Genomic DNA, 25780 nt, shown 5'->3' with positions numbered 1-25780 from the left:
AGATGAACTCGTGAAGGAGCAGTGGTGCGCCGACCGACGATCACCGACATCGCGGAGCGGGTCGGGGTTTCGAAGGGCGCGGTGTCCTTCGCGCTCAACGGACGCCCGGGGGTCGGCGAGGCCACCCGCGCGCGAATCCTGCAGGTCGCGAAGGAGATGAACTGGCGTCCGCACAGCGCCGCGCGGGCCCTGGGCGGGGCCCGCGCGGAGGCCGTGGGCCTGGTCATCGCCCGGCCCGCCAGCACCCTCGGCGTGGAGCCGTTCTTCGCCCAGTTGCTGTCCGGGCTGCAGGCGGGGCTGTCGGCGCAGTCGGCGGCGCTGCACCTGCTGATCGTCGAGGACGTCGAGGCCGAGATGGAGGTCTACCGCGACTGGGCCTCCGCGCACCGGGTGGACGGGTTCGTCATGGTGGACCTCAAGGTCCGCGACCCGCGCATCGAGGTGCTGGAGGAGCTGGGGGTGCCCGCGGTGATCCTGGGCGGTCCCGGCAAGCACGGGAGCCTGTCCAGCGTGTGGGCCGACGACCGCGGGGCGATGCTGTCGGTCGTGGACTACCTGGCCGCGCTCGGCCACGGCAGGGTCGCCCACGTCGCGGGCCTGCCGGAGTTCCGGCACACCCAGCGGCGCACGCGCGCGCTGCGCGACCGCGCCGGGCGGCTCGGCCTGGAGGAGGCGGTGTCGGTGCACACCGACTTCAGCGACTCCGAGGGCGCCGCCGCGACCCGCGCGCTGCTGTCCCGCCCCCGCCGGCCGACGGCCATCGTCTACGACAGCGACGTGATGGCGCTGGCCGGGCTGGGCGTGGCGGGGGAGATGGGGGTGAAGGTGCCGAACGAGCTGTCCATCGTGGCCTTCGACGACTCGGTGCTGACCCGGATCGCGCACCCCGCGATCAGCGCGCTCTCCCGCGACACCTTCGCCTTCGGCAAGCAGCTCGCCGAGGTGATGCTGGAGGTCATCGCCGAACCGGGGCTGCGCCGGGACGTCAAGACGGCGACTCCCCGGCTGGTGGTCCGGGAGAGCACCGCGCCGCCCGGGACTTGGCAGGAGGACTAAAACGCTTTAGGCTCCGCCGGGAGATCGTTCGACCCCCGGAGGACGCGTGCCCCTGTCCGACCCCATCCGCTACGGCGCCAACTACGTGCCCTCGGCCGGCTGGTTCCACAGTTGGCTGGACCTCTCGCTCGACGAGGTCCGCCGCGACTTCGAGGACCTGGCCTCGATCGGCCTGGACCACGTGCGCGTGTTCCCGATCTGGCCGTGGATCCAGCCCAACCGGGCGATGATCCGGCAGCGCGGCGTGGACGACCTGCTGGCGCTGATCGACGTCGCCGCCGAGTTCGGCCTGTCCGTCGCGGTGGACCTGCTCCAGGGGCACCTGTCCAGCTTCGACTTCCTGCCGTCGTGGGTGCTCACCTGGCACCGGCGGAGCCTGTTCACCGACCGCGACGTGCGCGACGGCATCGCCGCGTACGCCGACCGGCTCGCCCGCGCCGTCGCCACCCGCGACAACGTGTTCGCCGTCACGCTCGGCAACGAGGTCAACAACCTCTACCCGAGCAACCCCACCACGCCCGAGGCGTCCACGGCCTGGGCCGCCGAGCTGGTCGACGTCGTGCGCTCGGCCGCGCCCGGCCTGCTCGCCCTCCACTCGCTGTACGACGCCACGTGGTACGACCCGGAACACCCGTTCCATCCCGCCGACAACGTGGACCTCGGCGACCTGACCACGGTCCACTCCTGGGTGTTCAACGGCGTCTCCGCGATCGACGGCCCGCTCGGCCCGGCCACCGTCGGCCACGCCGACTACCTCGTCGAACTGGCCGCGGCCACCTCGCTCGACCCGGCCCGGCCCGTCTGGCTGCAGGAGATCGGCGTGCCCCTGCCCGACGTGCCCGAGGCCCACGCCGCCGAGTTCGTCCGCCGCACGCTCGACGCGGTGACCGCCAACCCCGCCCTGTGGGGCGTCACCTGGTGGTGCTCCCACGACCTGGAACGTTCCCTCACCGACTTCCCGGAGCGGGAGTACGACCTGGGCCTGTTCACCGTGGACCACCACCCCAAGCCCGCGGCCAAGGAACTGGCGGCGATCATCGGCGAGCGCCGCCGCCGTACCGAGGGGAGGCGCCCCGCCCTGCGGTGCGAGGTGGACCTGCGGACCGAGCCCGGCCGCCGGGCCGAGGTCGCGCCCGGCAGCGCCTTCCACACCGAATGGGTCCGGCTGCGCCAGACCGGACCAGTGGCCATCGTCGCCGGCGACCGCGCCGCCGACCCGGGCCACCTCACGACTCGGGGGATCGACACCGTCCTCACTCACGAATGAGAGAGCCCAGATGCGACGCCGCGTGTTACCCGCCCTGTGCGGGGCCCTGATCGCCACGGCCCTCGCCGTCCAGCCCGCCCTGGCCGGCCCCACATCCCCGCCCACCTCCTCACCCGCCGGCCCGTCCCCCTCGGCCGCCCCGTCCGCTCCGTCCACCCCGGCGGCGCCGGACCGGTCGGGCCGCGCGGCGGTGCGGGCGGCGGGCGGCCAGCCCTACGCCTCCTACTGGCACCCGAACACGATCCTGAACTGGGACCCGGCGACGGATCCGGACGCGCGGTTCAACCGTTCACGGGTGCCGCTGCGGTCCCGCGCCTCCGACCCCGCGCTCAAGGCCAACCCGAACGCGCGCGCCGGCGAGGGCAAGGTCGCCTCGCTGGTGTCGTTCGGGCCCACCTCCGGCAACCCGTCGCAGGGCTCCCTCGACCCCAACTACTACGCCTTCACCTACTGGCAGTACATCGACACCCTGGTCTTCTGGGGCGGTTCGGCGAGCGAGGGCCTCATCCTCGCCCCCAACGCGACGGTGATCGACGCCGCGCACCGCAACGGGGTCAAGGTCTACGGCACGGTCTTCTTCCCGCCCACGGCGTACGGCGGGCAGATCCAGTGGGTGCGCGACTTCGCGCAGAAGTCCGGCTCGAACTACCCGGTCGCTGACAAACTGGTGCAGGTGGCCCAGCACTACGGGTTCGACGGCTGGTTCATCAACCAGGAGACCGCGGGCGGCGACGCCGCCCTGGCGACCGAGATCCGCTCGCTGATGAAGTACGCCCGGGCCAAGGGTCAGACCGAGTTCATGTGGTACGACGCGATGACCGAGAGCGGCTCGGTGAGCTGGCAGGACGCGCTCACCACGGCGAACGACGCCTTCCTGAGCGACCCCGCCCGGGTGTCCGACTCGATGTTCCTGGACTTCGGCTGGGGCGCGGGCGACCTGCGGTCGTCGCGCGACCTGGCCCGCTCCCTCGGCCGGGACGAGCACGAGCTGTACGCGGGCATCGACACCGAGGCGAACGGCTACAACACCGGGGTGAGCTGGGACGCGGTGTTCCCCGCCGGTCAGCCGCACGTCACCTCGCTGGGCATCTACCGGCCCGAGTGGACCTGGAAGTCCTCCTCGGGGCCGGCCGACTTCCGCACCCGCGACTCCCGATACTGGGTGGGCGCGAACGCCGACCCGTCCGACACCGCGACCTCCTCGTCCTGGAAGGGCCTGGCGCACTACGTCGCCGAGTCCACGGCCGTGACCGCGAAGCCGTTCGTCACCGGGTTCAACACCGGGCACGGCGACTTCTACAACGTCGGCGGGGCCCGCGTGCGCACCGGCGGCTGGAACAACCTGTCGGTGCAGGACGTACCCCCCACCTACCGGTGGATGGTGAGCTCCACCGGGACCCGGCTCACGCCGTCCATCGACTACGGCGACGCGTACGAGGGCGGCTCCTCGCTGCGGCTCACCGGGAACCTCGACGCGGCCAACACCGTGCGGCTCTACCAGACGAAGCTGCCGGTGACGGCCGACACCAAGCTGTCCGTCGTGGTCAAGACGCCCGCCGCGGGCCCGACCCGCCTGAAGGCGGCCGTCGCGTTCACCGACGCGCCGGACACCTTCACCACGTTCGACCTGGGGTCCACGGGCGGCACCGGCTGGGAGCGGAAGACGCTGGAGCTGTCGGCGCACGCCGGCAGGACCATCGCCCAGCTCGGCCTGCGCGCCGAGGGCTCCGCCGCCTCGTACGACATCCGGGTCGGGCAGCTCGCCGTGTACGACGGAGCCGTGGACGCGCCCGCCGCGCCCTCCGGCCTCCAGGTGCTCGGCGCGACCGACGTGTCCCCCTCGCGCAAGTCGCTCCGCCTGGCCTGGACCGCCGCCGGCTCCGGATCCGGCCAGGTCCACCACTACGACCTCTACCGCCGCAACGCCGACAGCTCCCGGACGTACCTGGGCGCGACCCCGAACGACGCCTACTTCGTGCCGCAGCTCGACCGGGCCGGCGCGGAGACCAGCACGACGATCGAGGTCGAGGCCGTCTCCACCGAGTACGGCCGGTCGGCCGCCGCGACCGCGACGGTCGCCTGGTCGGGTGAGCCGGGGGAGGAGAACCGCGCGCTCGGCCGTCCGGCGACCGCCTCCGGGCAGTGCAACGCGGACGAGGGCCCGGCCAAGGCCGTGAACGGCAGCGTCACCGGCGGGAACTCCGACAAGTGGTGCACGCTCACCGCGGACAGATGGCTGGAGGTGGACCTCGGCGAGGCCCGCTCCCTGACCCGGTTCGTGGTCCGGCACGCGCAGGCCGGCGGGGAGAGCGCGGCGTTCAACACCCGGGACTTCACGGTCCAGGTGCGCTCCGCCGCCTCGGAGGAGTGGAGGACCGCGGTGACCGTCACCGGCAACACCGCGGCCACCACCACCCACCCGGTCACCCTCACCGCCCGCCACGTCAGGCTGTCCATCACCAGACCGACCCAGAACACCGACCCCGCCGCCCGGATCTACGAGTTCGAGGCGTGGGGGAAGTAGCGCGGTAACGTGCCCCACCAGGCCGGTCGCGCCGCCGGGAACCCGGCGGCGCGGCCGGCCGCCGACCACGTGGGTCACCGACCCGCAGAGAGGAATCCCGTGTCAGTCACCATCGTCTCCGTGGAGTCCACGGACCTGTTCGCGGGCACCGAGGACGCCCCGCGCCAGGTGCTGCGCGTGACGCTCGACGGCCCGCCCGCGCGGGTCGCCGTCACCGGCCCCGGCGTGGCGGGCGAGGCCGAGGGCTCCGGCGAGGTCGAGGTCCCGCTGGAGATCGCCGACCCGGTCCCGGGGGCCGAACTGCCGGTCGTGGTGACGGCGGGCGACGCGCGCGCCGAAGGCGTGGTCGTCGTGGCCGAGCCCGGCTGGACGATGTTCATGGTCTCGCACTTCCACTACGACCCGGTGTGGTGGAACACACAGGCGGCGTACACCTCGCCCTGGGAACTGCTGTCCGGGGACGCCACCACCCGGCCGCTGTGGGAGCGCAACGGCTTCGCGCTGGTGGACGCGCATCTGGACCTGGCGCTGCGCGACCCGGTCTACAAGTTCGTGCTGGCCGAGATCGACTATCTCAAGCCGTACTTCGACGTGCACCCCGAGCGCCGCGCCGACCTGCGGCTGCTGATGGAGCGCGGGCAGGTCGAGCTGGTCGGCGGGACCTACAACGAGCCCAACACCAACCTGACCGGGGCCGAGACCACGATCCGGAACATCGTGTACGGCATCGGCTACCAGCGCGACATCCTGGGCGGGGAGCCGGCGACGGCGTGGCAGCTCGACGCGTTCGGGCACGACCCGCAGTTCCCCGGATACCTCGCGGCGGCCGGGCTGACCGGGAGCGCCTGGGCGCGCGGGCCGTTCCACCAGTGGGGGCCGATCCAGAAGAACTTCCGCGAGGCCAAGGACGACGCGACGGTCATGCAGTTCCCGAGCGAGTTCGAGTGGATCTCCCCCTCGGGGCTCGGGGTGCTGACGCACTTCATGCCGCACCACTACTCGGCGGGCTGGTGGATGGACTCCTCCGCCGACCTGGCCACCGCCGAGAAGGCCGTGTACGAGCTGTACCGCAAGCTCAAGCCGGTCGGGGCGACGAGGAACCTGCTGCTGCCCGTGGGCACCGACTACACCCCGCCGAACAAATGGGTCACCGAGATCCACCGCTCCTGGAACGCCCGCTACGTCTGGCCGCGCTTCGTCTGCGCCACCCCGCGCGACTTCCTCGACGCGGTCCGGGCCGAGCTGGCGGCCTCCGGGCGGCGGCCCAGCCCGCAGACCCGGGACATGAACCCGATCTACACGGGCAAGGACGTCTCCTACATCGACACCAAGCAGGCGCAGCGGGCGGGCGAGGTGGCCGCCGTGGACGCGGAGAAGCTCGCCACCCTCGCCGCGCTCGAAGGGCTCGGGAGCTACCCCGAGGCCGCCCTGGACAAGGCCTGGCGGCAGCTCGCGTACGGCGCGCACCACGACGCGATCACCGGGAGCGAGTCCGACCAGGTCTACCTGGACCTGCTGTCCGGCTGGCGCGAGGCGTACGACCTGGCGGCCGCCGTACTGGACGCCTCGCTCGGGTCGCTCGTCGCCCGGGTGGACACCACCGGCGAGGGCGTCGCGGTCGTCGTCGCGAACACGCTGTCCTTCGACCGGTCGGCGCCGGTGGCCGTACGGCTGCCCGCCGGGCTCGACGGCGGCCGGGTGCTCGACGACGCCGGCGCGGAGGTGCCGTGCGTCGTCGACCGGGGGACCCTGCGGTTCCTGGCCGAGGACGTGCCCGCCACCGGCTGGCGCACCTGGCGGCTGCTGCCCGGCCCGTCGGGCGCGGGACCCGCGTGGACTCCCGCCGTCGGCGTGACGGTCGAGAACGCCCGCTACCGCGTCACCGCCGACCCCGAGCGCGGCGGCGGCCTGTCCGGGGTTTTCGACAAGAAGGCGGGGCGCGAGCTGATCCGGGAGGGATGCGTCGGCAACGAGCTGCGCGTCTACGAGGAGTATCCGGCCCACCCCGACTTCGGCGAGGGCCCCTGGCACCTGGTGCCCAAGGGCCCGGTCGTCGGCGCGGCGCAGGGCGCGGCCCGGGTGCGCCGCGAGACCTGCCCGCTCGGCGAGCGTCTGGTGATCACCGGGACGGTGGACGGCATCGGCTACGAACAGACCGTCACGCTCTGGGACGGCGTGGACCGGGTGGACCTCGGCACCCGCGTCCTCGACTACAGCGGGGCGGACCGGCTGCTGCGGCTGAGCTTCCCCGCCGACCTCCCCGGCGCGCTCCCGGTGAGCGAGGTGGCCGGGGCCGTGGTCGGGCGCGGGTTCGCCCTGCCCGACGTGGACGCCGCCGAGGCGCCGTGGACCCTCGACAACCCCGCCAACACCTGGTTCGGCCTGGGCTCCACCGCCCGCGTCACGCTCACCGGCCCCGACGGCCGCTCCTCGGGGGACCGGGCGCTCGGGGTCGCCGAGGTGGTCGTGCCCGCGCTGGAGGACGCCGCCGGCGTCCGCGACCTGCTCGTCGCGCTGGTCCGGGCCGGGGTCACCGCGACCACGGCGAGCGCCGACTGGTCCCGGTACGGCTGGCTCGACGTGGACTCCAACCTCCCCGACTTCCGGATCATGATCGGCGGGCCGGAGGAGAACGACGCGGTGCGCGAGCTGCTGGAGAGCGCCGGGGCGGCCTACGCCGAGACCCTGGAGCGGGACGGCCGCGTCTGGGTGCCGGCCGCGCGGCCGCTGCGCGAGGTCTGGCGGCCCAACGCCGACCTGCGCGACCTGCGCGCGCTGCCCGCCCTGGTCACCACCGACCCCGCGGCGCTGACCGCCGACCTCGCCGACGCCCGCGTGAGCGTCGCCTGCCCGGGGGAGATCCCGGAGTCCGAGCTGCTCACCGACCACACCGTCGCGCTGCTCACCTACGGCCTGCCGGGCTTCGCCGTCGATCCGGCCGGGACGCTGCACCTGTCGCTGATGCGCTCGTGCACCGGCTGGCCGTCCGGTGTGTGGATCGACCCGCCTCGCCGTACGCTGCCCGACGGCGCGGGCTTCCAGCTCATGCACTGGACCCACGAGTTCCGCTACGCGCTGGTCTCCGGCGAGGGCGACTGGCGCACGCTGACGCTGCCCGCCCAGGGGCAGGAGTTCAACCACCCGCTGTACGCCGTGGTCGCCGAGTCGCACCCGGGCCCGCTGCCGCCGGCCCGGTCGTACCTGCGGGTCCAGCCCGCCCGCGAGGTGCTGGTCGGCACCCTCAAGCCGGCCGGCAACCCGACCGCGCACGGATCGGCCGCCGCTCCGGACCCGGCGTCCGGCGTGACCGTCCGCCTGATGGAGTCCACCGGCCACGGCCGCGACGCCACCCTCTCCGGCGCGCTCGCCCTCACCGAGGCCTACCGCGCCGACCTGCTCGAACGCCGGGGCGGACCCGTCCCGGGCGCCATCGCGCTGACCGGCGCCGAGGTCGCCACCGTGATCGCCGTACCCGGCCTGCCGTCGTACGACGCCGCCGCCGCGGGCGTGCCGCCGCACGGCGGGGCGGTGCTGGGGCCGGCGGCCGAGGCGGCGCAGCCGGTGCACTCGCGGTACTGGCTGCACAACCGGGGGCCGGCGCCGATGGGGTATCTGCCGGTGAGCGTCGCGGCCGCACCGGGGCTCGTGCGGACCGGTGGGGAGCCGGCCGAGGTGTCGGTGGTGCTCTCCTCGCACCTGCTCGACGCCGACGTGGAGGGGGCCGTGGAGATCCTCGCCCCCGAGGGCTGGACGGCGAGCCTGACGCGGCGGCCGTACCGGCTGGCGGCGGGCGGGCACCTGCGGTTCCCGGTGACGGTCACCCCGCCGGAGGGCGTGGAGCCGGGGATGTACTTCGCCGCCGCCCGGCTCGAGCACGCCGGCCAGACCGTCGAGGACGTGGTCACGATCGCGGTCGGCGACCTGCCCGGCGTGCTGCCCGTGCCCGGCGACGTCCCCGAGGACTGGGCGGCCGCGCAGGGCAGCAAGGACAACCCCGGCCGCGACACCGGCCTGTCGGTGGAGGTGACCGCGCGGTCGGTGCGCGTCGCCCCCGGCGGCCGGGCCGTGCTGGGGCTCACGCTGCGCAACCGCACCCGCGGCGAGATCCGCGGCGAGCTGCAGCTCGTCTCGCCCTGGGGCACCTGGGACCTGGTCGCCGACCCGGTCCGCGGGTTCGCCCTCGCGGCGGGGGAGAGCGCCACCGCCGAGTTCGAGGTGGCCGCGCCGCGCGACGCCGCCCCCGGCTCCTCCTGGGCCCTGGTCAAGGTCATGTGGTACGGCCGCTGCCAGTACGCCCCGACCGTCGAGCTGGTGGTGGCCCCGTGACGGGCGGTCACCACGGGCACGGGCATCCGGTCCCCGGGTACGCACCCGTCACCGGGGAGCCGGCCGCGCCCGGCGTGGGTCCGGTGCTCGGCTGGCTCGACGGCGCCCCCCTCCCACGCGCCGAGCTGGACCGGCGGCTCGGCGCCCTGCGGGCCGGGCCCCGGTCCACGGCGCTCCCCGCGCCGGGCACGGCCGAGGACCGGCAGCTCACGCGCTGGGTGGCCCAGGTCGTGCTGACCGAGGAGCTGTGCGCCGCCGAGGCCGCCGCGCGCGGGCTCGACCCCGGGGACGCCCCGCCGGTCCGGCTCGACCAGCGGGCCGCCGTCGAGCTGGGCTCCATCGCCGCGGCGGCGTACGAGGGCAGCGCGGCCGTCCGCGCCGTGTACGAGGCCGTCACCGCCGGCGTCGCCGTCGCCCCGGCGGAGGCGGCCGCCTACCGGGAGTCCACCGCGCGGCCGCCCGCCGGGCCGGTCTGGCGGCTGCGCACGCCGGGCGGCGAGTTCGACGCCGAGCCGGGTTCGCTGCCGGCGGACCTGGCCGGGGCGCTGGGCTCCGCCGTACCGGGCCAGACCGTGACGGCCGGTCCCTGGACCGCCACCCTCCTCGCCCGCCGCGGGCCGGAGCCGGACCCGCCCGGCCCTGCGGACGGCCTCCTCGACGCCGCGCGCCGGCTGGCGTTCGTGCGGTGGCTCGACCACGCGCGCGCTCACCGGCTGCGGCTGGTGCCGGGACTGGAGCACCCCGGTGACCCCGCCCAGCCCGACAACCACCACCGCCACTGACGGAGAACCCCCGTGACCCATGCCCTGGCCGTCGACATCGGCGGCACCAAGATCGCCGCCGCGCTCGTCGATCCCCGCGGCGCCGTCTCGCACCGCTGGACCCGTCCCACGCCGCGCACCGACGACCCCGAGGAGGTGTTCCGGACGGTGGCGCGGCTCGCCGCGCGCGTCGTGGCCACCGCCGGGGACATCGCGCGGAAGGCGCCGCTCGGCGTCGGCTCGGCCGGTCCGCTGGACCCGCGCGCCGGCACCGTGAGCCCGGTCAACATCCCCGCCTGGCGCGCGTTCCCGCTCGTGGACCGGCTCGCCGAGTCGCTCGACCGGCCCGTGGTGCTGGCCGGGGACGGGCACTGCTTCGCGCTCGGCGAGCACTTCGCCGGGGCCGGCGCCGGGTCTCGTGCGCTGCTCGGCGTGGTCGTCTCCACGGGCGTCGGCGGCGGCCTGGTGCTGGACGGCGCGCCCCGGTTCGGGCCCTCGGGGAACTCCGGGCACGTCGGCCACATGATCGTCGATCCCGGGGGCGAGCCGTGCGCGTGCGGCTCGCGCGGCTGCGTCGAGACGTACGCCTCCGGGCCGGGCATGGTGCGCTGGGCGCGCGGTCAGGGGTGGCGGGCCGGGGAGCCGGAGGCCGACGCCGCCGTGCTGGCCGCCGACGCCCGCGAGGGCCTGCCGGTCGCCACCGACGCGTTCGACCGCGCCGCCCGCGCCCTGGCCGGGGCGCTGCTGTCCACCGCGGCCGTCGTCGACCTCGACCTCGTCGTGGTCGGGGGTGGCGTCGCCCGCTCCGGGGACGTGCTGTTCGCCCCGCTGCGCACCTGGTCCGAACGGCTGGCCGGGCTGGACTTCCTGCGGCGCGTACGGCTCCGCCCGTCCGCGCTCGGCGGCGACGCCGGGCTGGTCGGGGCCGCCGCGCTGACCCGGCGGCCCGTCCCGGCGGCGGGAGCGGTGGCGTGAGCGCCCTGCCGCCCGGGGCCTACCGGCTCGACGGGACCGTGCGCACATACGCCTGGGGATCCCGCAGCGCGATCGCCGGGATCCAGGGCCGCCCCGTGCCGAGCCCGGAACCCGAGGCCGAGCTGTGGCTGGGCGCGCACCCCGGTGCCCCGTCCCGGATCGGCGGCCGGCCGCTGGACGAGATCGTCGCCGCTGATCCCCGGGGCGTCCTGGGGCCCGCCGTCGCCGCCGAGTTCGGGCCGCGCCTGCCGTACCTGATGAAGCTGCTGGCGGCCGAGGAGCCGCTGTCGCTGCAGGCCCACCCGGACGCGGGGCACGCGCGCGCGGCCTTCGCGGCCGAGGAGGCGGCAGGACTGCCCCCGGAGCTGCGCAACTACCGCGACCCCCACCACAAGCCCGAGCTGCTCCTGGCCATGGGGGACTTCGAGGCGCTGTGCGGCTTCCGCGCCCCCGAGGCGGCGGCGGACCTGCTCGACCGGATCGACGTCCCCGCGCTGCGGCCCGTCGCCGCCCTCCTGCGCGGCCCCGAGGGCCTGCGCGAGGCGTTCACCGCGGCCCTGACCCTCTCCCCGGCGGCCCGCGCCGCCCTGGTCGCCGAGGTCGCGGCCGCGTGCGCCAAGCTCGGCGACGTGGACCCGGCCTACGAGGTCGCCGCCCGCCTGGCCGTCCACTACCCCGGTGACGCGGGTGTGATCGTCTCCCTCCTGCTCAATCACGTACGGCTCGTGCCTGGCCAGGCCATCTGGATGCCCGCCGGGAACCCGCACGCCTACCTGCGCGGCGTGGGGGTCGAGGTGATGGCCTCCGGCGACAACGTGCTGCGCGGCGGCCTCACCCCCAAGCGCGTGGACGTCCCCGAGCTCCTCCGGGTGGTCCGCTTCGAACCCCTGGAGACGCCGGTCATCTCCCCGGAGCCGGTCGCCCCCGGCGTCGTCCGCTGGTCGCCCCCGGTCCGCGAGTTCGAGCTGACCCGCGCGACCCTGACCTTGGAGACCCCGCGGGCCGAGCTGGTCTCGGACGGTCCCCGCGTCCTCCTCTGCGTGTCCGGCGCCATCACCGCCGGCCGGGGCGAGCATGCCCTGACCCTCACCGCCGGCACCGCCGCCTTCGTCCCCGCCGGCGTCCCCACCCTCCCCCTCGCCGGCCGCGGCGAGCTCTACCAGTCCGCCCCCGCCCCGCCCGCCTGACCTCAGCAGCTCCATCGGTCCGGGGGCGCGCACGCCCTCGCGCAGGGTGCTCAGGGAGCCTTCGACGGGGGCGCGCTGCGGGCCTCGGCGACCAGCTCGGCGACGACCTCCGGGGTGACGCCGATGCCGAAGGTGGCGAACTTCGCCAGCGGGACGCCGCGGGCCAGGGCGAGCAGCATCGAGTCGCCGGCGGACAGCGCGGACAGGCCGGCCATCCGCTGGATCCGCTCGCCGAGCACCCTGGCGCCGACGGGGTGGTCCAGCCACTCGCCCAGCGTGGACATCGGCCCGAGCTCGTCGACCAGCCCGTCCCCGGGAGTGGACACCTCGGCGCGCAGGCGGATGTCGCGCGAGGAGGCCCCCACCTCGACGGTGAAGCGCCCCGGGTCGATCCGCCAGCCGTGCCGGGAGGGCGACCAGCGGGCGACGTCCCGGCCGGTCAGCTCGAAGGAGATCCGGCGCGACTCGCCGGGCTCCAGCCCGGCTCTGGCGAACCCGCGCAGCTCGTGCCTGGGCCGGGAGGGGGTCTCCTCGGCGAAGGCCACGTAGAGCTGCACCACCTCGTGGGCGAACCTGCCGCCGGTGTTGGTGACGGTGGCCCGCACCGTCCAGGCGTTGTCGCCGGTCGAGGTCACGTCGAGGTCGGTGTAGGAGAAGCGGGTGTAGCTCAGGCCGTGGCCGAAGGGGTAGGCCACGGGGACGTCGAGCGTGTCGTAGTGGCGGTATCCGACGTAGCGGCCCTCGCCGTAGACCACGTGCCCGTCCTGGCCGGGGAAGTGCAGGTGGGCGGGGGTGTCGGCGAGGCTGAGCGGGATGGTCTCGGTGAGCCGCCCGCCCGGGCTGTGCAGCCCGAAGATCAGGTCGGCCAGAGCGGACCCGGCGGCCTGGCCGGGCAGCCAGCCCTCCAGGATCGCGGGCACCGCGTCCTGCCACCGCGCCACCGTGACGACGCCGCCGTTGGCCAGCACCACCGCGACCCGGGAGCAGGCCGCCGACACCGCGCGCAGCAGGGCGATCTGGTCGGCCGAAAGTTCGAGCGTGGTCCGGTCGAAGCCCTCGGACTCGGCCGCCGCCGGCAGGCCGAGGAACACCAGCGCCGTATCGGCCTGGGCCGTGGCCGCCACGGCCTCCGCCACCAGGGCGGCGTCCGGTGCCCCGTCCAGGGTGAAGCCCGGGGCGAAGGAGAGCGTGGTGCCGGGGCCGGCGGCGGCGCGCAGCGCGTCCCAGGGAGTGTCCAGGCGGGTGGGCACGACGTGCGAGCTGCCGTGGCCCTGGTATCGGGGGGTGCGCGCGAACTCGCCGATGACGGCGATCCGCTGGGAGGCGGCCGGGTCCAGCGGCAGCAGGTCACCGTCGTTCTTCAGCAGGACGGTCCCGGCCCGGGCGGCCTCACGGCACAGCTCGTGATGGGCGTCCACGTCCCAGCCGTCGAAGCGCCGCGCGCCCTCGACCCGGTGCCCCAGCCGGATGACACGCTCGGCCGCCGCGGTGACCGCCGACTCCTCCAGGTGCCCGGCGCGGACCGCCGCGACGATCCGCTCGTCGGTGCCGGTCGGCGGCATCTCCAGGTCGAGGCCGGCGGCCAGGGCCGCGACCCGGTCGTTGACGGCGCCCCAGTCGGACACCACCAGGCCGTCGAAGCCCCATTCCTCCCGCAGCACCTCGGTGAGCAGCCAGCGGTTCTCACTGGCGTAGACTCCGTTGATCTTGTTGTAGGCCGACATCACGGCGTACGGCGCGGCCTCGCGCACGATCCGTTCGAAGGCGGGCAGGTAGATCTCGCGCAACGTCTGCTCGTCGACGTCGGCGCTCACCCGCATCCGGTCCGTCTCCTGGTTGTTGACCGCGAAGTGCTTGACGCACGCCCCGAGCCCCGACGACTGGATCCCGGTGACCACGGCCGCGCCCATCACCCCGCTGACCAGCGGGTCCTCGGAGAAATACTCGAAGTTGCGGCCGCACAGCGGTGAGCGCTTGATGTTCACGCCGGGGCCCAGCACGACGTCGGCACCCAGCGCGGACGCCTCCCTGGCCAGGGCCGCGCCCACCCGCCGCGCCAGTTCCGGATCCCAGGACGAGCCGAGGGCGACGGCCGGCGGGAAGCACGTGGCGGGAAGGCTGCGGCCCAGCCCGAGCGCGTCGCCCGCCGCGGGGTCCTGCCGCCGGATGCCGTGCGGGCCGTCGGTCAGGGTGACCGCACGGACCCGCCCGCCGATCGCGGTGGTCTGCCAGGTGCTGCTCCCGGAGGTCAGCGACGCCTTCTCGACGAGGGTGAGGTCGTTGGGTTCACGGAGGTTCATGTGGCGGCCCCTGGGTTCGGGATGGATGCGGGGGAGGGCTCCGGGGCGGGGCCGGAGCGGTGGTCGGAGTGGGGTGGCGCGCCGCTGAGGTCCAGGTCGAGCCGGGCGAAGAAGGCCACCACCGCCGCGTGCATGTCGACCGCGCCGGGGTCGAGCAGCCACTGGGTCTGCAGCCCGTCCATCACGGCGAGGAGCATCTGGGCGGCTAGGTCCGGGTCGTAGCCGGCCGGGGGGTCGGTGCGGGCGGCCAGCGCCGCGAAGGCCGCGCCGATCTGGCCGCGCATGACCCGGTAGCGCTCGACGAAGTAACCGTGCGCGGGGTGGGCGGGGTCGGTCGCCTCGGTCGAGATCTTGGCGTACAGGCCGACCAGGCCGGGGGTCCGCATGTTGCGGTGGACGATGCTCACCACCCGCCCCAGGAAGTCCTCCGGGCTGGTCCCGGGATCGGCCTGGAACAGCACCTTGGCGTCCTCCCGGTCGCGGTGGCTCAGCACCTCGATGAGCAGCGACTCCTTGCCGGGGAAGTGGTGGAGCAGCCCCGCGTGCGTGAGACCGGCGTGTGTGGCGATGTCGCGCAGCGAGACGGCGTGGAATCCGGAGGCGGAGAACAGCTCTGCCGCGGCGTCGAGGATGCGGGCGCGCGTGCGCTCGCCCTTCGACGGCCGCACGGCTGGGGCCTGGGTCTGGTCGCTCACGTACGTCTCTCCTGGGGTGCGGCTCGGGGCGCCCCGATCAGGGCCGTTGTCCACGGTACGGCGTCGCCACCCCGCCTCCGGGGAGGCAGAACCTACCACGTGGTAAGTTCCGGCTCAGCAAAACCTACCACGTGGTTAGTTCCGTGTGTATGCTCCCCGACATTCCCAGCGGATCCCCCCTTTCGATTTCCAGGGCCTCTTGCTGTTCGACCGCGGCGGCAAGATCACCCCGGCCCTGCGCGACCCCTGGGTCCGCCAGGCACTCAACCATGCCCTGGACCGCAGGACCATGCTCAGCGCCCTGCGGCTGTAGCGGGCGCGGCGGCGGCCTGGCTCCGGTCGCGGCCGTGCGCGCGGACGCGGTGATCGGGGCGAGCCCGATGTCAGTCGTCGATGGCCTGGTAGAGCGTGGCCCAGAAGTCGTGGATGAGCCGCGGCGAATCCAGGGTGGACATGCCGACCTGGGTGAGCAGGATTCCGGTGAGCTGGTTGTCCGGGTCGGCGTAGGCCGAGGTGCCGCTGCCGCCGTCCCAGCCGAACTGGCCGATGGGGGCGTAGTCGCCGCGGTGGGTGCGCACCGCCATCCCGAAGCCCCAGCCGCCGTGCTGCCCCTGGCCGACCGTGATGTGGGCGATGTTCCTGTACATGGCGTCCCGGGCAGCTTGTTGCCCGGGCGTGAGGCGGTTGGTGGTCATCAGCTCGACGGCGGGCCTGGACAGGATCCGTTCGCCGCCGTGCGTCCCGCCATTGAGCAGCATCCGGAAGTAGGCGTGGTAGTCGTCGACGGTGGAGACCAGCCCACCGCCGCCGCCCTGGAACGCCGGAGGCCGGCTGACCCTTCCCCCCGCCGCCTCGTCCCACACGTGGAACTCTCCGCTCTGCGGGTCGGGTCCGTAGAGGGGCGGCAGCCGGTCGATCTTGCCGGCGGGCACGTGGAAGGCGGTGTCCCTCATCCCCAGCGGATCGAGGACGCGTTCGCGCAGGAACGTCTCCAGCGGCCGGCCCGTGACCCTGGCGACGAGCACGCCGACCACCTCGTTGCTGAGGTCGTACTGCCACCGTTCTCCGGGCTGGTACGACAGCGGCAGCTCGCCGAGGCGGCGCATCCACTCGTCCGGGTCGGGCGCCGGCCCGGACGCCACGCTGTAGTCGGTCCGCTCGAAGGTCGCTGCCCTGATCGGGGAGTCCAGCAACGCGAAATCCACTCCGAGCCCGAACGTGGAGGTCAGCAGGTCCCGTACGATGATCGGCCGCCGCGCCGGCACGGTGTCGTCCAGCGGGCCGTCGGGCCGCTTCAGCACCTGGCGGTCGGCGAGTTCGGGCAGCCACGGATCCACCGGGTCGTCCAGCCGCAGCCGGCACTCATCGAGCAGGACCATCGCCGCCGCCATCGTGACCGGCTTGGACGTGGACGCCATCCGGAAGATGGTGTCCCGGCGCATCGGCGCGCCACCGTCATGGCGCATCGTCCCGAGCGCTTCGACATGCGTCTGACCGCCCCGGCCGACCAGGGCGACCAGCCCGGGGATCTTCCCGGACTCGACATGCCGTGCCAGCACCTCACGCAGTCTGCGCAGCCCCGCTTCGGAGAAGCCGCTGCTGCTTTTACCCATCATGAATGGTCATTCCTTATCTCGCGACAGTAGGTGCCGGCGCGGCTCGAAAACCAACGGCGGCCCTGGTGGCTCGGCCCCTTCGAGGCGGCCATGCGATGAGCCTGCACCCTGACCCAAGGTCAAGGTCAATTCCTGTCGCGACCAGCCGCAACAGATGCGCGCTACCCTCGCCCCTGTGATTGCTCGCAACCCATACCTCAAGGTGAGCGCGGAGGTCGCCGGCGACCACGGCTCGATCCCGCGCGAGGACTTCGGTGCCGTCACCGACGCGGTTCGCAAGACCGCAGCCGCCGACGGTCCGGAGGTGCGCTGAGCCGATGGCAGACGGGCTCACGATCGGTCAGGCTGCGACGTTCGTCGGCGTCACGATCAAGACCGTGCGGCACTATCACCGGCTCGGCCTGGTCGCCGAGCCGGAACGCGACGGTTCCGGCTACCGGCGTTACCGGTCGGCCGACCTGCTCCGGCTGGTCCAGGTCCGGACCCTGGCTGGGGCCGGCGTGCCGCTGGCCGAGATCGGTGACCTGCTCGGCGCCGATCCCGAGCGGTTCGCCGCCGCCTTGGACGACGTCCATCGCCGGCTCGGCGAACGGATCGAGGACCTGATCGCGCGCCGCGACACGCTGCACCGGCTCGCCCATGGCGACCGGGTCCTGCTGCCCGAGCGGGCCTGCGCGGTCTTGGACCGACTCGCCGATCTCGGCTTCGGTCCCGAGTACGTGGCCACTCAACGGGAGGCTCTGGTGCTGGCCCGGGCGCTGATTCCGGCGATCTTCGACAGCTTCCTGACCCAGCTCGAACATTCGCTCGACGACCCCGAGTTCGTCGAGCTGACCAAGCGCGGCTTGGATGCGAGGTCCTGGGATCCGGACGACCCGCGGATCGAGAAGCTGGCCTCCGCGCTGGCCGACAGGCTGCTGGCCAACCGTGCGGTGCTGGCGGTGCCGGCCGGGTTCGGGAACCAGTCAGACGCCGCCGCCCGGTACGGACTGGTCAACCACCACCGAGAGAACCAGGAGCCGTCCATCGCCCGGTTGAACGCGCTGGTCGAGGCGGAGCTGCGCGCGGCCGGCATCGACATCCCGCATCAGTGACGGCCGCCCAGCAGGACGGTGCCGAGGCCGAGCAGGGCGCAGACGCCGAGGACGCGCAGCACCGGCCACTTCAGCGCGAAGGTCATGACGAGCGCCGCGAGGGTGATCGCCGAGGCGATCGGACTGATCGTGGGCAGGTCGGGCAGCTGGATGATGAACGGGCCCCAACTCCAGGTGCGGGTGGCGGCGAACAGGGTGTGCTCGGCGAAGTAGACGGCGAGGTTGGCGATGACGCCGACGACGGCGGCGGTGATGCCGGTCAGCGCGGCGCTGATCGCGGCATTGTGGCGCAGCCGCTCGACGTAGGGGGCGCCGAGGAAGATGAACAGGAAGCAGGGCACGAAGGTGACCCAGGTGGTCAGCAGCGCCCCCAGCAGCGCAGCCGCCCATGGGGGGAGGATGCCGGGGTCGCGGTAGGCGCCGAGGAAGGCGACGAACTGCACGACCATGATGAGCGGGCCAGGCGTCGTCTCGGCCAGGGCGAGGCCGCGGACCATCTCGCCGGGACTCAGCCAGGCATAGGTCTCCACCGCGCGCTGGGCGACGAAGGCGAGCACGGCGTAGGCGCCGCCGAAGGTGATCAGCGCGGTGCCGGAGAAGAACAGGCCCTGGGTGGTGAACACGCTGTCGGTTCCGGTGAGCGCCGCGACCGCGGCCACCGGCAGCCACCAGGCGGCCAGCCCGACGGCCAGGATCTTGGCCGCCGAGCGGAGGCTGGGCTGGGCGTGGTGCAGGGCGTCGTCGGGGATCAGCGGCGCCGGCCCGCCGTCCCCGCTGTGTCCGTTGCCCGCCGCGAGAGCGTGCGGGGCGAGCTTGTGCACGCTCCAGCCGACGAGGGCGGCCGCGGCGATGACGATCGGGAACGGCACTCCGAGCAGGGCGAGCGCGGCGAAGGCGGCCACCGCCACGGCGACGAAGATCGGATGGGTCAGGGAGCGCTTGGCGACCCGGATGACGGCCTGGGCGACGATGGCCAGCACCGCCGGGGCGATCCCGGCGAACAGCGCGGTCACCACAGCGGTGTCCTGCCACAGGATGTAGACGGCCGACAGCGCCAGCAGCGCGAGCAGGCCGGGCAGCACGAACAGGATGCCGGCGACCAGACCGCCGCGGGTGCCGTTGAGCAGCCAGCCGACGTAGATGGCCAGCTGCTGGGCTTCGGGGCCGGGCAGCAGCATGCAGTAGTTGAGGGCGTGGTTGAAGCGCTGCTGGCCGATCCAGCGTCTGTCTTCCACCAGGGTGCGCTGCATGACGGCGATCTGCCCGGCCGGGCCGCCGAAGGTCTGCAGCGAGATGAGAAACCAGACCCGCACCGCCTGCCGGAACGCGATGACGTCGTGATGGGTCTCGGTGCTCATGCCGGCTCCCGTCCCTGCGGCAGGGCGCGTCGGAAATACTCATACAGCCCGTCGAAGACGGGCCCGGTCGGTTCCAGGCCCCGCTCGTCGTCGCACACCATCGACAGCCCGCGCAGCACCACGTCCAGGCCGGGCGCTTCGGGCGCGTCGGAACGCCCGTCGTCGAGGCCGGTTCCGTGCACGATCCGGGCGAGTTTCCACAGCACCGGATCGGTCAGCTCGTAGCGGCGCGGGATCGCCTCAAAGCTGCAGTCGGGCCCGTGGCGGGACAGCCGCGCGCCGCGCATGTCGGACGGCGTGGCATCGGCCGGAGCCAGGGCCGGGCCACGCCGAGCCGCTCCAGCTTGCGCCAGATCGCGACCCGCGGCGACGACGGCTCCCGCGGGATCTTGTAGGACAGCAGCACCCGCTGACCCCCCTGCCCAGTCATGCAACCATGGTTACACGTCATCGGGGGCGTCGACGGACCGGGGTTGGAGGGCCCGACAGGGAATCGTCCACCGGCCACCGCATCCTGCACGGCGGCCCGACCGACGGCCAGGCCACCGCCTGATCAACGGCTGCTCTGCCTCTCGTCGTAGCCCCGGGGGTGCCGGGCCGTCACCGACGAGATGCGTGCCCGGCCGTCGCCGATCGCCTACGACCGCATCGACTTCCTGGGCCGCTACGCCTTCACCCGCGCCGACGTCGCCGCCGGGCCGCGGGCCTTCCACGACGGAGGCCTGCCCGCGTGAACGGCGTGCCGCTGGACTGGAAGGGTCAGCGTGCGGGGTGTGCGTGCGCGGCCGCCCGTCCGCTCGGCGGCGCGTCCAGCCGAGCCTCGGCGTGGCCGGCCCCGTCAGCGTGGCCGGCCCGGTCGAGGTGGTCGGCGTGGAACAGCCCTTCGGACAGCAGGCGCCGGACGTGCTCATCGGCGGCGCTGTAGTACACGAACGTGCCCTCGCGACGGCCTTTGACGAGTCCGGCCAGCCGGAGTTTGGCCAGGTGCTGGCTGACCGCGGTGGGGGCGGCGTCGGCGAGCTCGGCCAGGCAGGCGACGTTGGACTCGCCCTGCAGCAGCGCCCACAGGATCTTGATGCGGGTGGGGTCGGACAGCAGACGGAAGGACTCGGCGGCCAGATGCACCTGTTCCTCGTTCGGCATGTCGAAGTCGGGCAGCGAGGTGTGCATGCGGCAAGCCTACCTCGAACCTCACTATATGCGTATCTGCGTGAATGCGCATATAAGATGCTTCGGTGACGACTGATCTGACCACGTTCGACGCCGCCGCGCGCCCGGCGCCACCACCCAGGCCGCTGCACTGGTGGCGCTCGGGAGCGGGCTCGCTGCCGGAGATGCGCTGGGCCCTGGCGGCCACCGCGCTGTTCGCCACCGGCGGCCTGGCCCAGCTCGCCGGCGCACCCGCCTGGCTCTGGTGGGTGCTGTATCTGACCTGTTACGCCGCCGGCGGCTGGGAGCCGGGCCTGGCCGGGCTGAAGGCCCTGCGTGAGAAGACCCTGGACGTCGATCTGCTCATGGTTGTCGCCGCGATCGGCGCGGCGGCGATCGGGCAGGTCTTCGACGGCGCGCTGCTGATCGTCATCTTCGCCACCTCTGGCGCGCTGGAGGCGGTGGCCACCAGGCGTACCGAGGATTCGGTGCGCGGCCTGCTGGACCTGGCGCCCGACCAGGCCGCCCGCCTCACCGCCGCGGGTGAGGAGGAGATCGTGGCCGCCGCCGACCTGCGGGTGGGCGACGTCATCGTGGTACGGCCGGGCGAGCGCATCGGCGCCGACGGGCGCGTGGTGGCCGGGGCCGGCGACGTCGACCAGGCCTCCATCACCGGCGAGAGCCTCCCGGCCGACAAGCAGAGCGGCGATGAGGTGTTCGCCGGGACGCTGAACGGCACCGGCGCGCTGCGCGTCCAGGTCACCCGGCCCGCCGGCGAGACGGTGATCGCCCGGATCGTGGCCATGGTCGAGCAGGCCGGCGCCACCAAGGCCCGCACGCAGCTGTTCATCGAGAAGGTCGAGCAGCGCTATTCGATCGTCATGGTCGCCGCCACCCTCGCCCTGTTCACGCTGCCCCTGCTGTGGGGCACCTCCGTGGAGGACAGCCTGCTGCGGGCGATGACGTTCATGATCGTGGCCTCGCCCTGCGCGGTGGTGCTGGCCACCATGCCGCCGCTGCTGGCCGCGATCGCCACCGCCGGCCGCAACGGCGTGCTGGTCAAGTCCGCCGTGGTGATGGAACAGCTGGCCGACGTCGACCGGGTCGCCTTCGACAAGACCGGAACCCTGACCGAAGGCCGCCCGCACCTGGCCCAGCTGCGCGTCCTGTCCAAGGTCGGGCTCGGCGGGGAGCCCGGCAGCGAGCCCGACGCCGAGCCCGATGTCACGGCCGGGACAGGGGCCGGGCAGGAGGCCGACCGGCTACTCGCGCTGGCGGCCGCGGCCGAGCAGGGGTCGGAACACCCGCTGGGCCGCGCCATCGTCGCCGACGCCCGCCGCAGAGGCCTGCCGCTGCCCGCCGCCACCGGCTTCGCCGCCCTGCCCGGCCGAGGTGTCCGCGCCCTGGTGGCGGGCCGGCTGGTCGAGCTCGGCAGCCCGGCCCGGCTGCTGGAGCAGACCGGGACGGCCGAGACCGAGCAGGACCTCAAGCGTGCCCGCGCCGTGGCGGCCCAGCTCGAAGACGACGGGCTCAGCGCCGTCGTGATGCTCCTGGACGGCCGCAGCGTCGCCGTCTTCGGCCTGGCCGACCGCATCCGCGCGGGCGCCCCCGCGGCCCTCGCGCAGCTGACCAGCCTGACCGGCACGGCCCCGGTCCTGCTGACCGGCGACAACCCCCGAGCGGCAGCCCGCATCGCCGGCCAGGCCGGGATCACCGAGGTGCGGGCCGGGCTGCTGCCGCAGGACAAGGCCAGCGCCGTCCACGAACTGCAGCGGCACGGCACCCGGCTGGCCCTGGTCGGCGACGGCGTCAACGACGCCCCCGCCCTGGCCGGCGCCCACGCCGGAATCGCGATGGGAGGCTCCGGGGCCGACCTCACCCTGCAAGCCGCCGACGCCGTCGTCACCCGCGACGACCTGGCCGCCATCCCCGCGGTCCTCGCCCTGGCCCGCCGCGCCCGCCGCTTGGTGGTCGCCAACCTGGTCATCGCCGCCACCTTCATCGCCGTGCTGGTGGCCTGGGACCTGCTCGGTGAGCTGCCGCTGCCGCTGGGGGTGGCCGGGCACGAGGGCTCCACCGTCATCGTCGGCCTCAACGGCTTGCGTCTGCTGCGTGACGCCGCCTGGAAACGAGCCGCCGCGATCCCGGACGGCCGTCGGTAGGCGCGCTCGGCGCTCTCGACCCGCTCGGCGGCAGAGGCGGCGGCGCGGATCTCGGCGGCGCCGGGCCCCTTGTCCAGGGCACACAGCACCCCAGGGAAGATCCGTCATCGTGCGTCGCGTATCCCGAGAATGTATGTCGCGGTAAGCGCAACGGCACGGTCTTCGTCATGTGACAGATCGGCGAGGGCCCGTGACGCTGTTGTTCCCGGGATACCCGCGAGCGCCTGTGTCAGCCGTCGACGTGCGGACGGTTCAACGGTGCCCTGGGGGAGGTGATCAACGAGCCTGGTGGCGATCTGATCCGCCAACGCGGGACGACTCGCCAGCGCGCTCAGCGCATCGGCGGCATCGACGTCATTCGTCCCCTCGATGACCATGTCGATGAGCGTCGGGACCGCGTCGGCCACTCCACGTGCCCCGAGTGCCAGAGCCGCATACCTGCGGACCACGATGTCGGGGTCTGTGAGGGCGTCCCGCAGCAGCGCGGTCGCCTCACCGTTCGGAATCTCGGCGATGGACTGGACGGCGCGTTTGCGCACCGCTGCTGCTGGGGAGCCGAGGCCCTCGGCCAGCAGCGCCAATCCGTCATCGCCCGATCGCGCCAGAGCCCATCGAAGGGCTCCGGCGACGTTCGGGTCCGTCTCGCTCAACACTGCCTCGACCAGAGCCTCCACCGGCACCGGAACCTCTTCGAGGGAGGACAGGGCCGCGCGCTGGCGCTTGCCGGCGCTCTCCGACCCCAGAGCATGCAGGAGGGCGACGATCTGGAGGACGTCCTCCCAGTCGGCGGGTTCCGCGGCGCCGATCCGACGCAGTCGGGTGAGCAGCTCCGTCTCAGCCGCGATGCGTTCTCGCGTCTGGCGGATGAGGTCGTCGACGAGCTCCGAGGGCGTGAAGCCGGGATCATCCAGCGCGCGCCCGACGTCACGCAGCGACAGCCCCAAGGACCGCAGGCTCTCGACATGGAAGATCCGCCGGATGTCCTCACTGGAGTACTCCCGATAGCCGGACTCGGTACGGCCCGTCGGCCGCACCAGGCCGAGCGATTCGTAATGCCTGAGCATGCGGGCGCTGACCCCGGATCGCCGTGCCACATCACCGATCAACACTGCCCATCACCCCTCCTTGCCGGTGGTGCCGAGGGCCACGACGCGCTTCGCCTCCTCGATCGCGAACCCGAACCCGGCATCCGGGTCGCGCAACAGCCGTTCCGTGGCGATCGCGTGCTGACGCACGCGAGGGTCGAGATCCGTCATCGCGGCGCGCAGCGTCGGCACGATCACCTCACCGAGCGCGATCAGCGCCCGGCTGAGGCTCAGCTGCGTCTCACGCTCACCGCGCCCGAGCTGTGTCGACAACACTGCGGCCAGCTCGGGCTCCTCACCTTCGGGCACGAGCACGACCGCCGCCCGCCAAGCGCTCCGCGCCACCTCGTCGTCGGCGTCGGTCAGAAGCGCCCGTGTGATCGCCGGCCACGCTTGCCGATCCCCGATCTTGGACAGCGTGTGCAACGCCTGGCTCCGTGCCTGCGCACGCTCCGAGCGGACTTCCTTGAGAAGCTCCGGGACCGTCATTGACGCCGAGTGGCGGGTGAGTGCCCACGTCAGCATGTCGCGCACATAGAATTCGGGCTCGATCGCGCATCGTTCGATGAGCTTGTCGATGAACCGCGGGTCAGGGGTCGTGCCGACCGCCAGCGCTGCCCGCAGCCGCACCGACGAGCTGCTGTCCTCCAGCCCCTGAAAAGCTCGGACCGTATCCGTTCCCTGTTTCGGCATGGCCATCGGGACCACCTCCTTGGCAACAGTGAAGACCTTGTCACCGTGTCAAGGTCAAGTGGGGTCACGGCGCGAGATCACCAGGCACCCTCTGCCTGCCGAGTCCGGTGCTTGTCAAGTCACGTCAAGGACCAGCCGGATGCGCACGCCACATCCGCCCGTCTCCCCATCCCGAGTGCCGCCTGCATGCTCATTTTCAGCATCGCGCTCCACCCGTACGGGCGTACGGGGGAGAAGAGCAGGGCTCTGTCCTGCGCAGCATCGCCGGGTACGCGTGCCGGCGTGTCCGTCAGGTGGCTCGCAGATATTCGGGCATCAGTTGGGTTCCCGGACCATCGGTGCCTCCGGGACCGGCCTCGGCGTGCACCTGCGAGGCGTTCAACGGCTCGCCGCACTCGCCGCAGCAGACTTGGGCACGGGTCACTGCACCGCACTGTTCATGGCGGAGCAACGCTGGTGGCCCGGCCTCGCCCGCGGTCCATCGATCTCCCCACGCGATGATCGCGAACATGATCTCGCAGAGTTCGAGGCCCTTGTCCGTGAGGTGATACTCGTGCCGGACGGGGTGCTGCGAATACGGGCGGCGCTCGAGGACGCCTTCCTCGACGAGCCGCTGCAGCCGCTCGGCCAGCACCTTACGGGAGATTCCCAGATCGCGCCGTATCGCGTCGAATCGGCTGATGCCCACGAAAACATCCCGAATGATCAACAGGGACCATGGCTCGGCGGCGATGTCCAGAGTCCGCGCGATGGAGCAGGTCATGGCCCCGAATGAGGTGCGCTGCATGTTCCGCAGTCTAGTTCCCTGAGGAGACCGACCCTGATAGCGTCAGTCTCCTAAGGGAACTGACCTGGAGGCAGGGATGTACAACACGATCGTCGCGCGCAGGGTACGGACCGCTTGGAACCACCTCAACGACCGCGACATCGAGTCCGTCCTGAGGATGTTCGCGCCGACGTTCACACACCGCTTTGCGGGAGAGAACGCCATGGGAGGAGTACGCGACAACATCGATTCCCAACGCCGGTGGTTCGAGCGGCTGTTTCGACTGCTCGCCGATATCCGGTTCACCGTTGATGATGTGCTCGTCAAGGGATGGCCCTGGCGTACCCGGGTCGTGGTGCTCGTGCGGACCAGCGGCACGGCCGCCGGCCACCCCTTCCGCAACGAGTTCGCCCAGACGATCGAGCTGCGCTGGGGCCAGATCACCCGTGTCAACGTGGTCGAGGACACCGAGAAGATGGCGACGATAATTGGCCGTCTCATCGAGAGTGGTGTCGAAGAGGCCGGCGCTCCGCAGATCAGGGACCGTCCGGACCCACGCGATCTCGACAGCCGCTCGCCGGACCCTCGCTGAGCCCGGGCCCGGCGGCTGTCGGCGCTGTACAAGCACCTGGCCGCCCGCGCCGCGGTGCCCACCGACCCGGTCCGCGAGCTGGAGCGGCCGCGCGTCAGCGCCGAGGGCGTCACCCCGGCGCGCGGCGCCGTCCGACCACGATCGGCGACCACACCCTGGACCACAACGACCGCA

At 73.2% G+C, this 25780-nt stretch carries 21 protein-coding genes; 12 read left to right on the top strand and 9 right to left on the bottom strand.

Annotated elements, in window-relative coordinates; translation table 11 throughout:
- The first annotated feature begins 24 nt into the window (after window positions 1-24).
- The 7 genes from J2S55_RS38850 (at window position 25) to manA (ending at window position 12096) form a co-directional block, all read left to right on the top strand.
- Window positions 25-1056 (top strand): LacI family DNA-binding transcriptional regulator, encoded by a 1032-nt coding sequence (locus J2S55_RS38850; RefSeq protein ID WP_306871521.1) that lies wholly within the window; start codon window positions 25-27, stop codon window positions 1054-1056.
- A gap of 46 nt (window positions 1057-1102) precedes the next feature.
- Window positions 1103-2323: a glycoside hydrolase 5 family protein gene (locus J2S55_RS38845; RefSeq protein ID WP_306871519.1), complete on the top strand. Its 1221-nt coding sequence runs from the start codon at window positions 1103-1105 to the stop codon at window positions 2321-2323.
- Between the two features lie 10 nt (window positions 2324-2333).
- On the top strand, window positions 2334-4847 hold the full coding sequence (locus tag J2S55_RS38840; RefSeq protein ID WP_306871518.1) for an endo-beta-N-acetylglucosaminidase: 2514 nt from the start codon (window positions 2334-2336) through the stop codon (window positions 4845-4847).
- A gap of 99 nt (window positions 4848-4946) precedes the next feature.
- Complete coding sequence (locus J2S55_RS38835) at window positions 4947-9173, top strand: glycoside hydrolase family 38 N-terminal domain-containing protein (protein WP_306871516.1); 4227 nt, start codon at window positions 4947-4949, stop codon at window positions 9171-9173.
- The gene (locus J2S55_RS38830) at window positions 9170-9955 is read left to right on the top strand and encodes a DUF7158 domain-containing protein (protein ID WP_306871514.1); all 786 of its coding nucleotides are present in this window, start codon (window positions 9170-9172) and stop codon (window positions 9953-9955) included. Before J2S55_RS38835 ends, J2S55_RS38830 begins: the two co-directional genes overlap by 4 nt.
- 12 nt (window positions 9956-9967) lie before the next feature.
- Window positions 9968-10909 (top strand): ROK family protein, encoded by a 942-nt coding sequence (locus J2S55_RS38825; RefSeq protein WP_306871511.1) that lies wholly within the window; start codon window positions 9968-9970, stop codon window positions 10907-10909.
- Entirely contained in the window at window positions 10906-12096 is a 1191-nt protein-coding gene (manA, locus tag J2S55_RS38820; RefSeq protein WP_306871509.1) for a mannose-6-phosphate isomerase, class I, read from the top strand. The genes J2S55_RS38825 and manA overlap by 4 nt, the downstream gene beginning before the upstream one ends.
- Before the next feature lie 50 nt (window positions 12097-12146).
- On the opposite strand, the gene J2S55_RS38815 is transcribed toward manA, so the two are convergent.
- The 3 genes from J2S55_RS38815 to J2S55_RS38805 all read right to left on the bottom strand — a co-directional run bounded on the left by J2S55_RS38815 (window position 12147) and on the right by J2S55_RS38805 (window position 16707).
- Window positions 12147-14396, bottom strand: coding sequence for a glycoside hydrolase family 3 C-terminal domain-containing protein (locus J2S55_RS38815; protein ID WP_306871507.1), 2250 nt, complete (start codon window positions 14394-14396; stop codon window positions 12147-12149).
- The gene (locus J2S55_RS38810; RefSeq protein WP_306871504.1) at window positions 14393-15091 is read right to left on the bottom strand and encodes a TetR/AcrR family transcriptional regulator; all 699 of its coding nucleotides are present in this window, start codon (window positions 15089-15091) and stop codon (window positions 14393-14395) included. Before J2S55_RS38810 ends, J2S55_RS38815 begins: the two co-directional genes overlap by 4 nt.
- 383 nt (window positions 15092-15474) lie before the next feature.
- On the bottom strand, window positions 15475-16707 hold the full coding sequence (locus tag J2S55_RS38805) for a serine hydrolase domain-containing protein (protein ID WP_306871502.1): 1233 nt from the start codon (window positions 16705-16707) through the stop codon (window positions 15475-15477).
- Window positions 16708-16882: 175 nt separating this feature from the next.
- Between J2S55_RS38805 and J2S55_RS38800 the strand changes: the two genes are divergently transcribed.
- Both J2S55_RS38800 and J2S55_RS38795 read left to right on the top strand, forming a co-directional pair.
- Window positions 16883-17020 carry a hypothetical protein gene (locus J2S55_RS38800; RefSeq protein ID WP_306871499.1) on the top strand — a complete coding sequence of 46 codons (138 nt, stop codon included), beginning with the start codon at window positions 16883-16885 and terminating at the stop codon, window positions 17018-17020.
- 4 nt (window positions 17021-17024) lie between these two features.
- Window positions 17025-17801 (top strand): MerR family transcriptional regulator, encoded by a 777-nt coding sequence (locus J2S55_RS38795; RefSeq protein WP_306871497.1) that lies wholly within the window; start codon window positions 17025-17027, stop codon window positions 17799-17801.
- Here the strand turns inward: J2S55_RS38795 and chrA are convergent.
- Both chrA and J2S55_RS38785 read right to left on the bottom strand, forming a co-directional pair.
- Entirely contained in the window at window positions 17795-19159 is a 1365-nt protein-coding gene (gene chrA / locus J2S55_RS38790) for a chromate efflux transporter (protein ID WP_306871495.1), read from the bottom strand. The two genes, J2S55_RS38795 and chrA, sit on opposite strands and share 7 nt — an antisense overlap.
- Window positions 19156-19593: a chromate resistance protein ChrB domain-containing protein gene (locus J2S55_RS38785; RefSeq protein WP_306871492.1), complete on the bottom strand. Its 438-nt coding sequence runs from the start codon at window positions 19591-19593 to the stop codon at window positions 19156-19158. The genes chrA and J2S55_RS38785 overlap by 4 nt, the downstream gene beginning before the upstream one ends.
- 177 nt (window positions 19594-19770) lie before the next feature.
- Between J2S55_RS38785 and J2S55_RS38780 the strand changes: the two genes are divergently transcribed.
- On the top strand, window positions 19771-19893 hold the full coding sequence (locus J2S55_RS38780) for a hypothetical protein (protein ID WP_306871491.1): 123 nt from the start codon (window positions 19771-19773) through the stop codon (window positions 19891-19893).
- A gap of 25 nt (window positions 19894-19918) precedes the next feature.
- On the opposite strand, the gene J2S55_RS38775 is transcribed toward J2S55_RS38780, so the two are convergent.
- Window positions 19919-20329: an ArsR/SmtB family transcription factor gene (locus tag J2S55_RS38775; RefSeq protein WP_306871490.1), complete on the bottom strand. Its 411-nt coding sequence runs from the start codon at window positions 20327-20329 to the stop codon at window positions 19919-19921.
- A gap of 65 nt (window positions 20330-20394) precedes the next feature.
- On the opposite strand from J2S55_RS38775, the gene J2S55_RS38770 reads away from it, so the two are divergent.
- Window positions 20395-22470 (top strand): heavy metal translocating P-type ATPase, encoded by a 2076-nt coding sequence (locus tag J2S55_RS38770; protein ID WP_306871489.1) that lies wholly within the window; start codon window positions 20395-20397, stop codon window positions 22468-22470.
- A 104-nt stretch (window positions 22471-22574) separates the two neighbouring features.
- On the opposite strand, the gene J2S55_RS38765 is transcribed toward J2S55_RS38770, so the two are convergent.
- The 3 genes from J2S55_RS38765 to J2S55_RS38755 form a co-directional block, all read right to left on the bottom strand.
- Window positions 22575-23579, bottom strand: a complete 1005-nt coding sequence (locus J2S55_RS38765) for a HEAT repeat domain-containing protein (protein ID WP_306871488.1) — start codon at window positions 23577-23579, stop codon at window positions 22575-22577.
- Between the two features lie 6 nt (window positions 23580-23585).
- Complete coding sequence (locus J2S55_RS38760) at window positions 23586-24254, bottom strand: HEAT repeat domain-containing protein (protein ID WP_370879741.1); 669 nt, start codon at window positions 24252-24254, stop codon at window positions 23586-23588.
- A 283-nt stretch (window positions 24255-24537) separates the two neighbouring features.
- The gene (locus J2S55_RS38755) at window positions 24538-25035 is read right to left on the bottom strand and encodes a winged helix-turn-helix transcriptional regulator (RefSeq protein ID WP_306871486.1); all 498 of its coding nucleotides are present in this window, start codon (window positions 25033-25035) and stop codon (window positions 24538-24540) included.
- 76 nt (window positions 25036-25111) lie between these two features.
- On the opposite strand from J2S55_RS38755, the gene J2S55_RS38750 reads away from it, so the two are divergent.
- On the top strand, window positions 25112-25606 hold the full coding sequence (locus J2S55_RS38750) for a nuclear transport factor 2 family protein (RefSeq protein ID WP_306871485.1): 495 nt from the start codon (window positions 25112-25114) through the stop codon (window positions 25604-25606).
- Window positions 25607-25780 lie beyond the last annotated feature (174 nt).

This window comes from Streptosporangium brasiliense (assembly GCF_030811595.1).
In the GTDB taxonomy this organism is placed as follows: domain Bacteria; phylum Actinomycetota; class Actinomycetes; order Streptosporangiales; family Streptosporangiaceae; genus Streptosporangium; species Streptosporangium brasiliense.
Note: the sequence above shows the minus strand (reverse complement) of the source record. Positions and strands in the feature narration are given on the sequence as shown.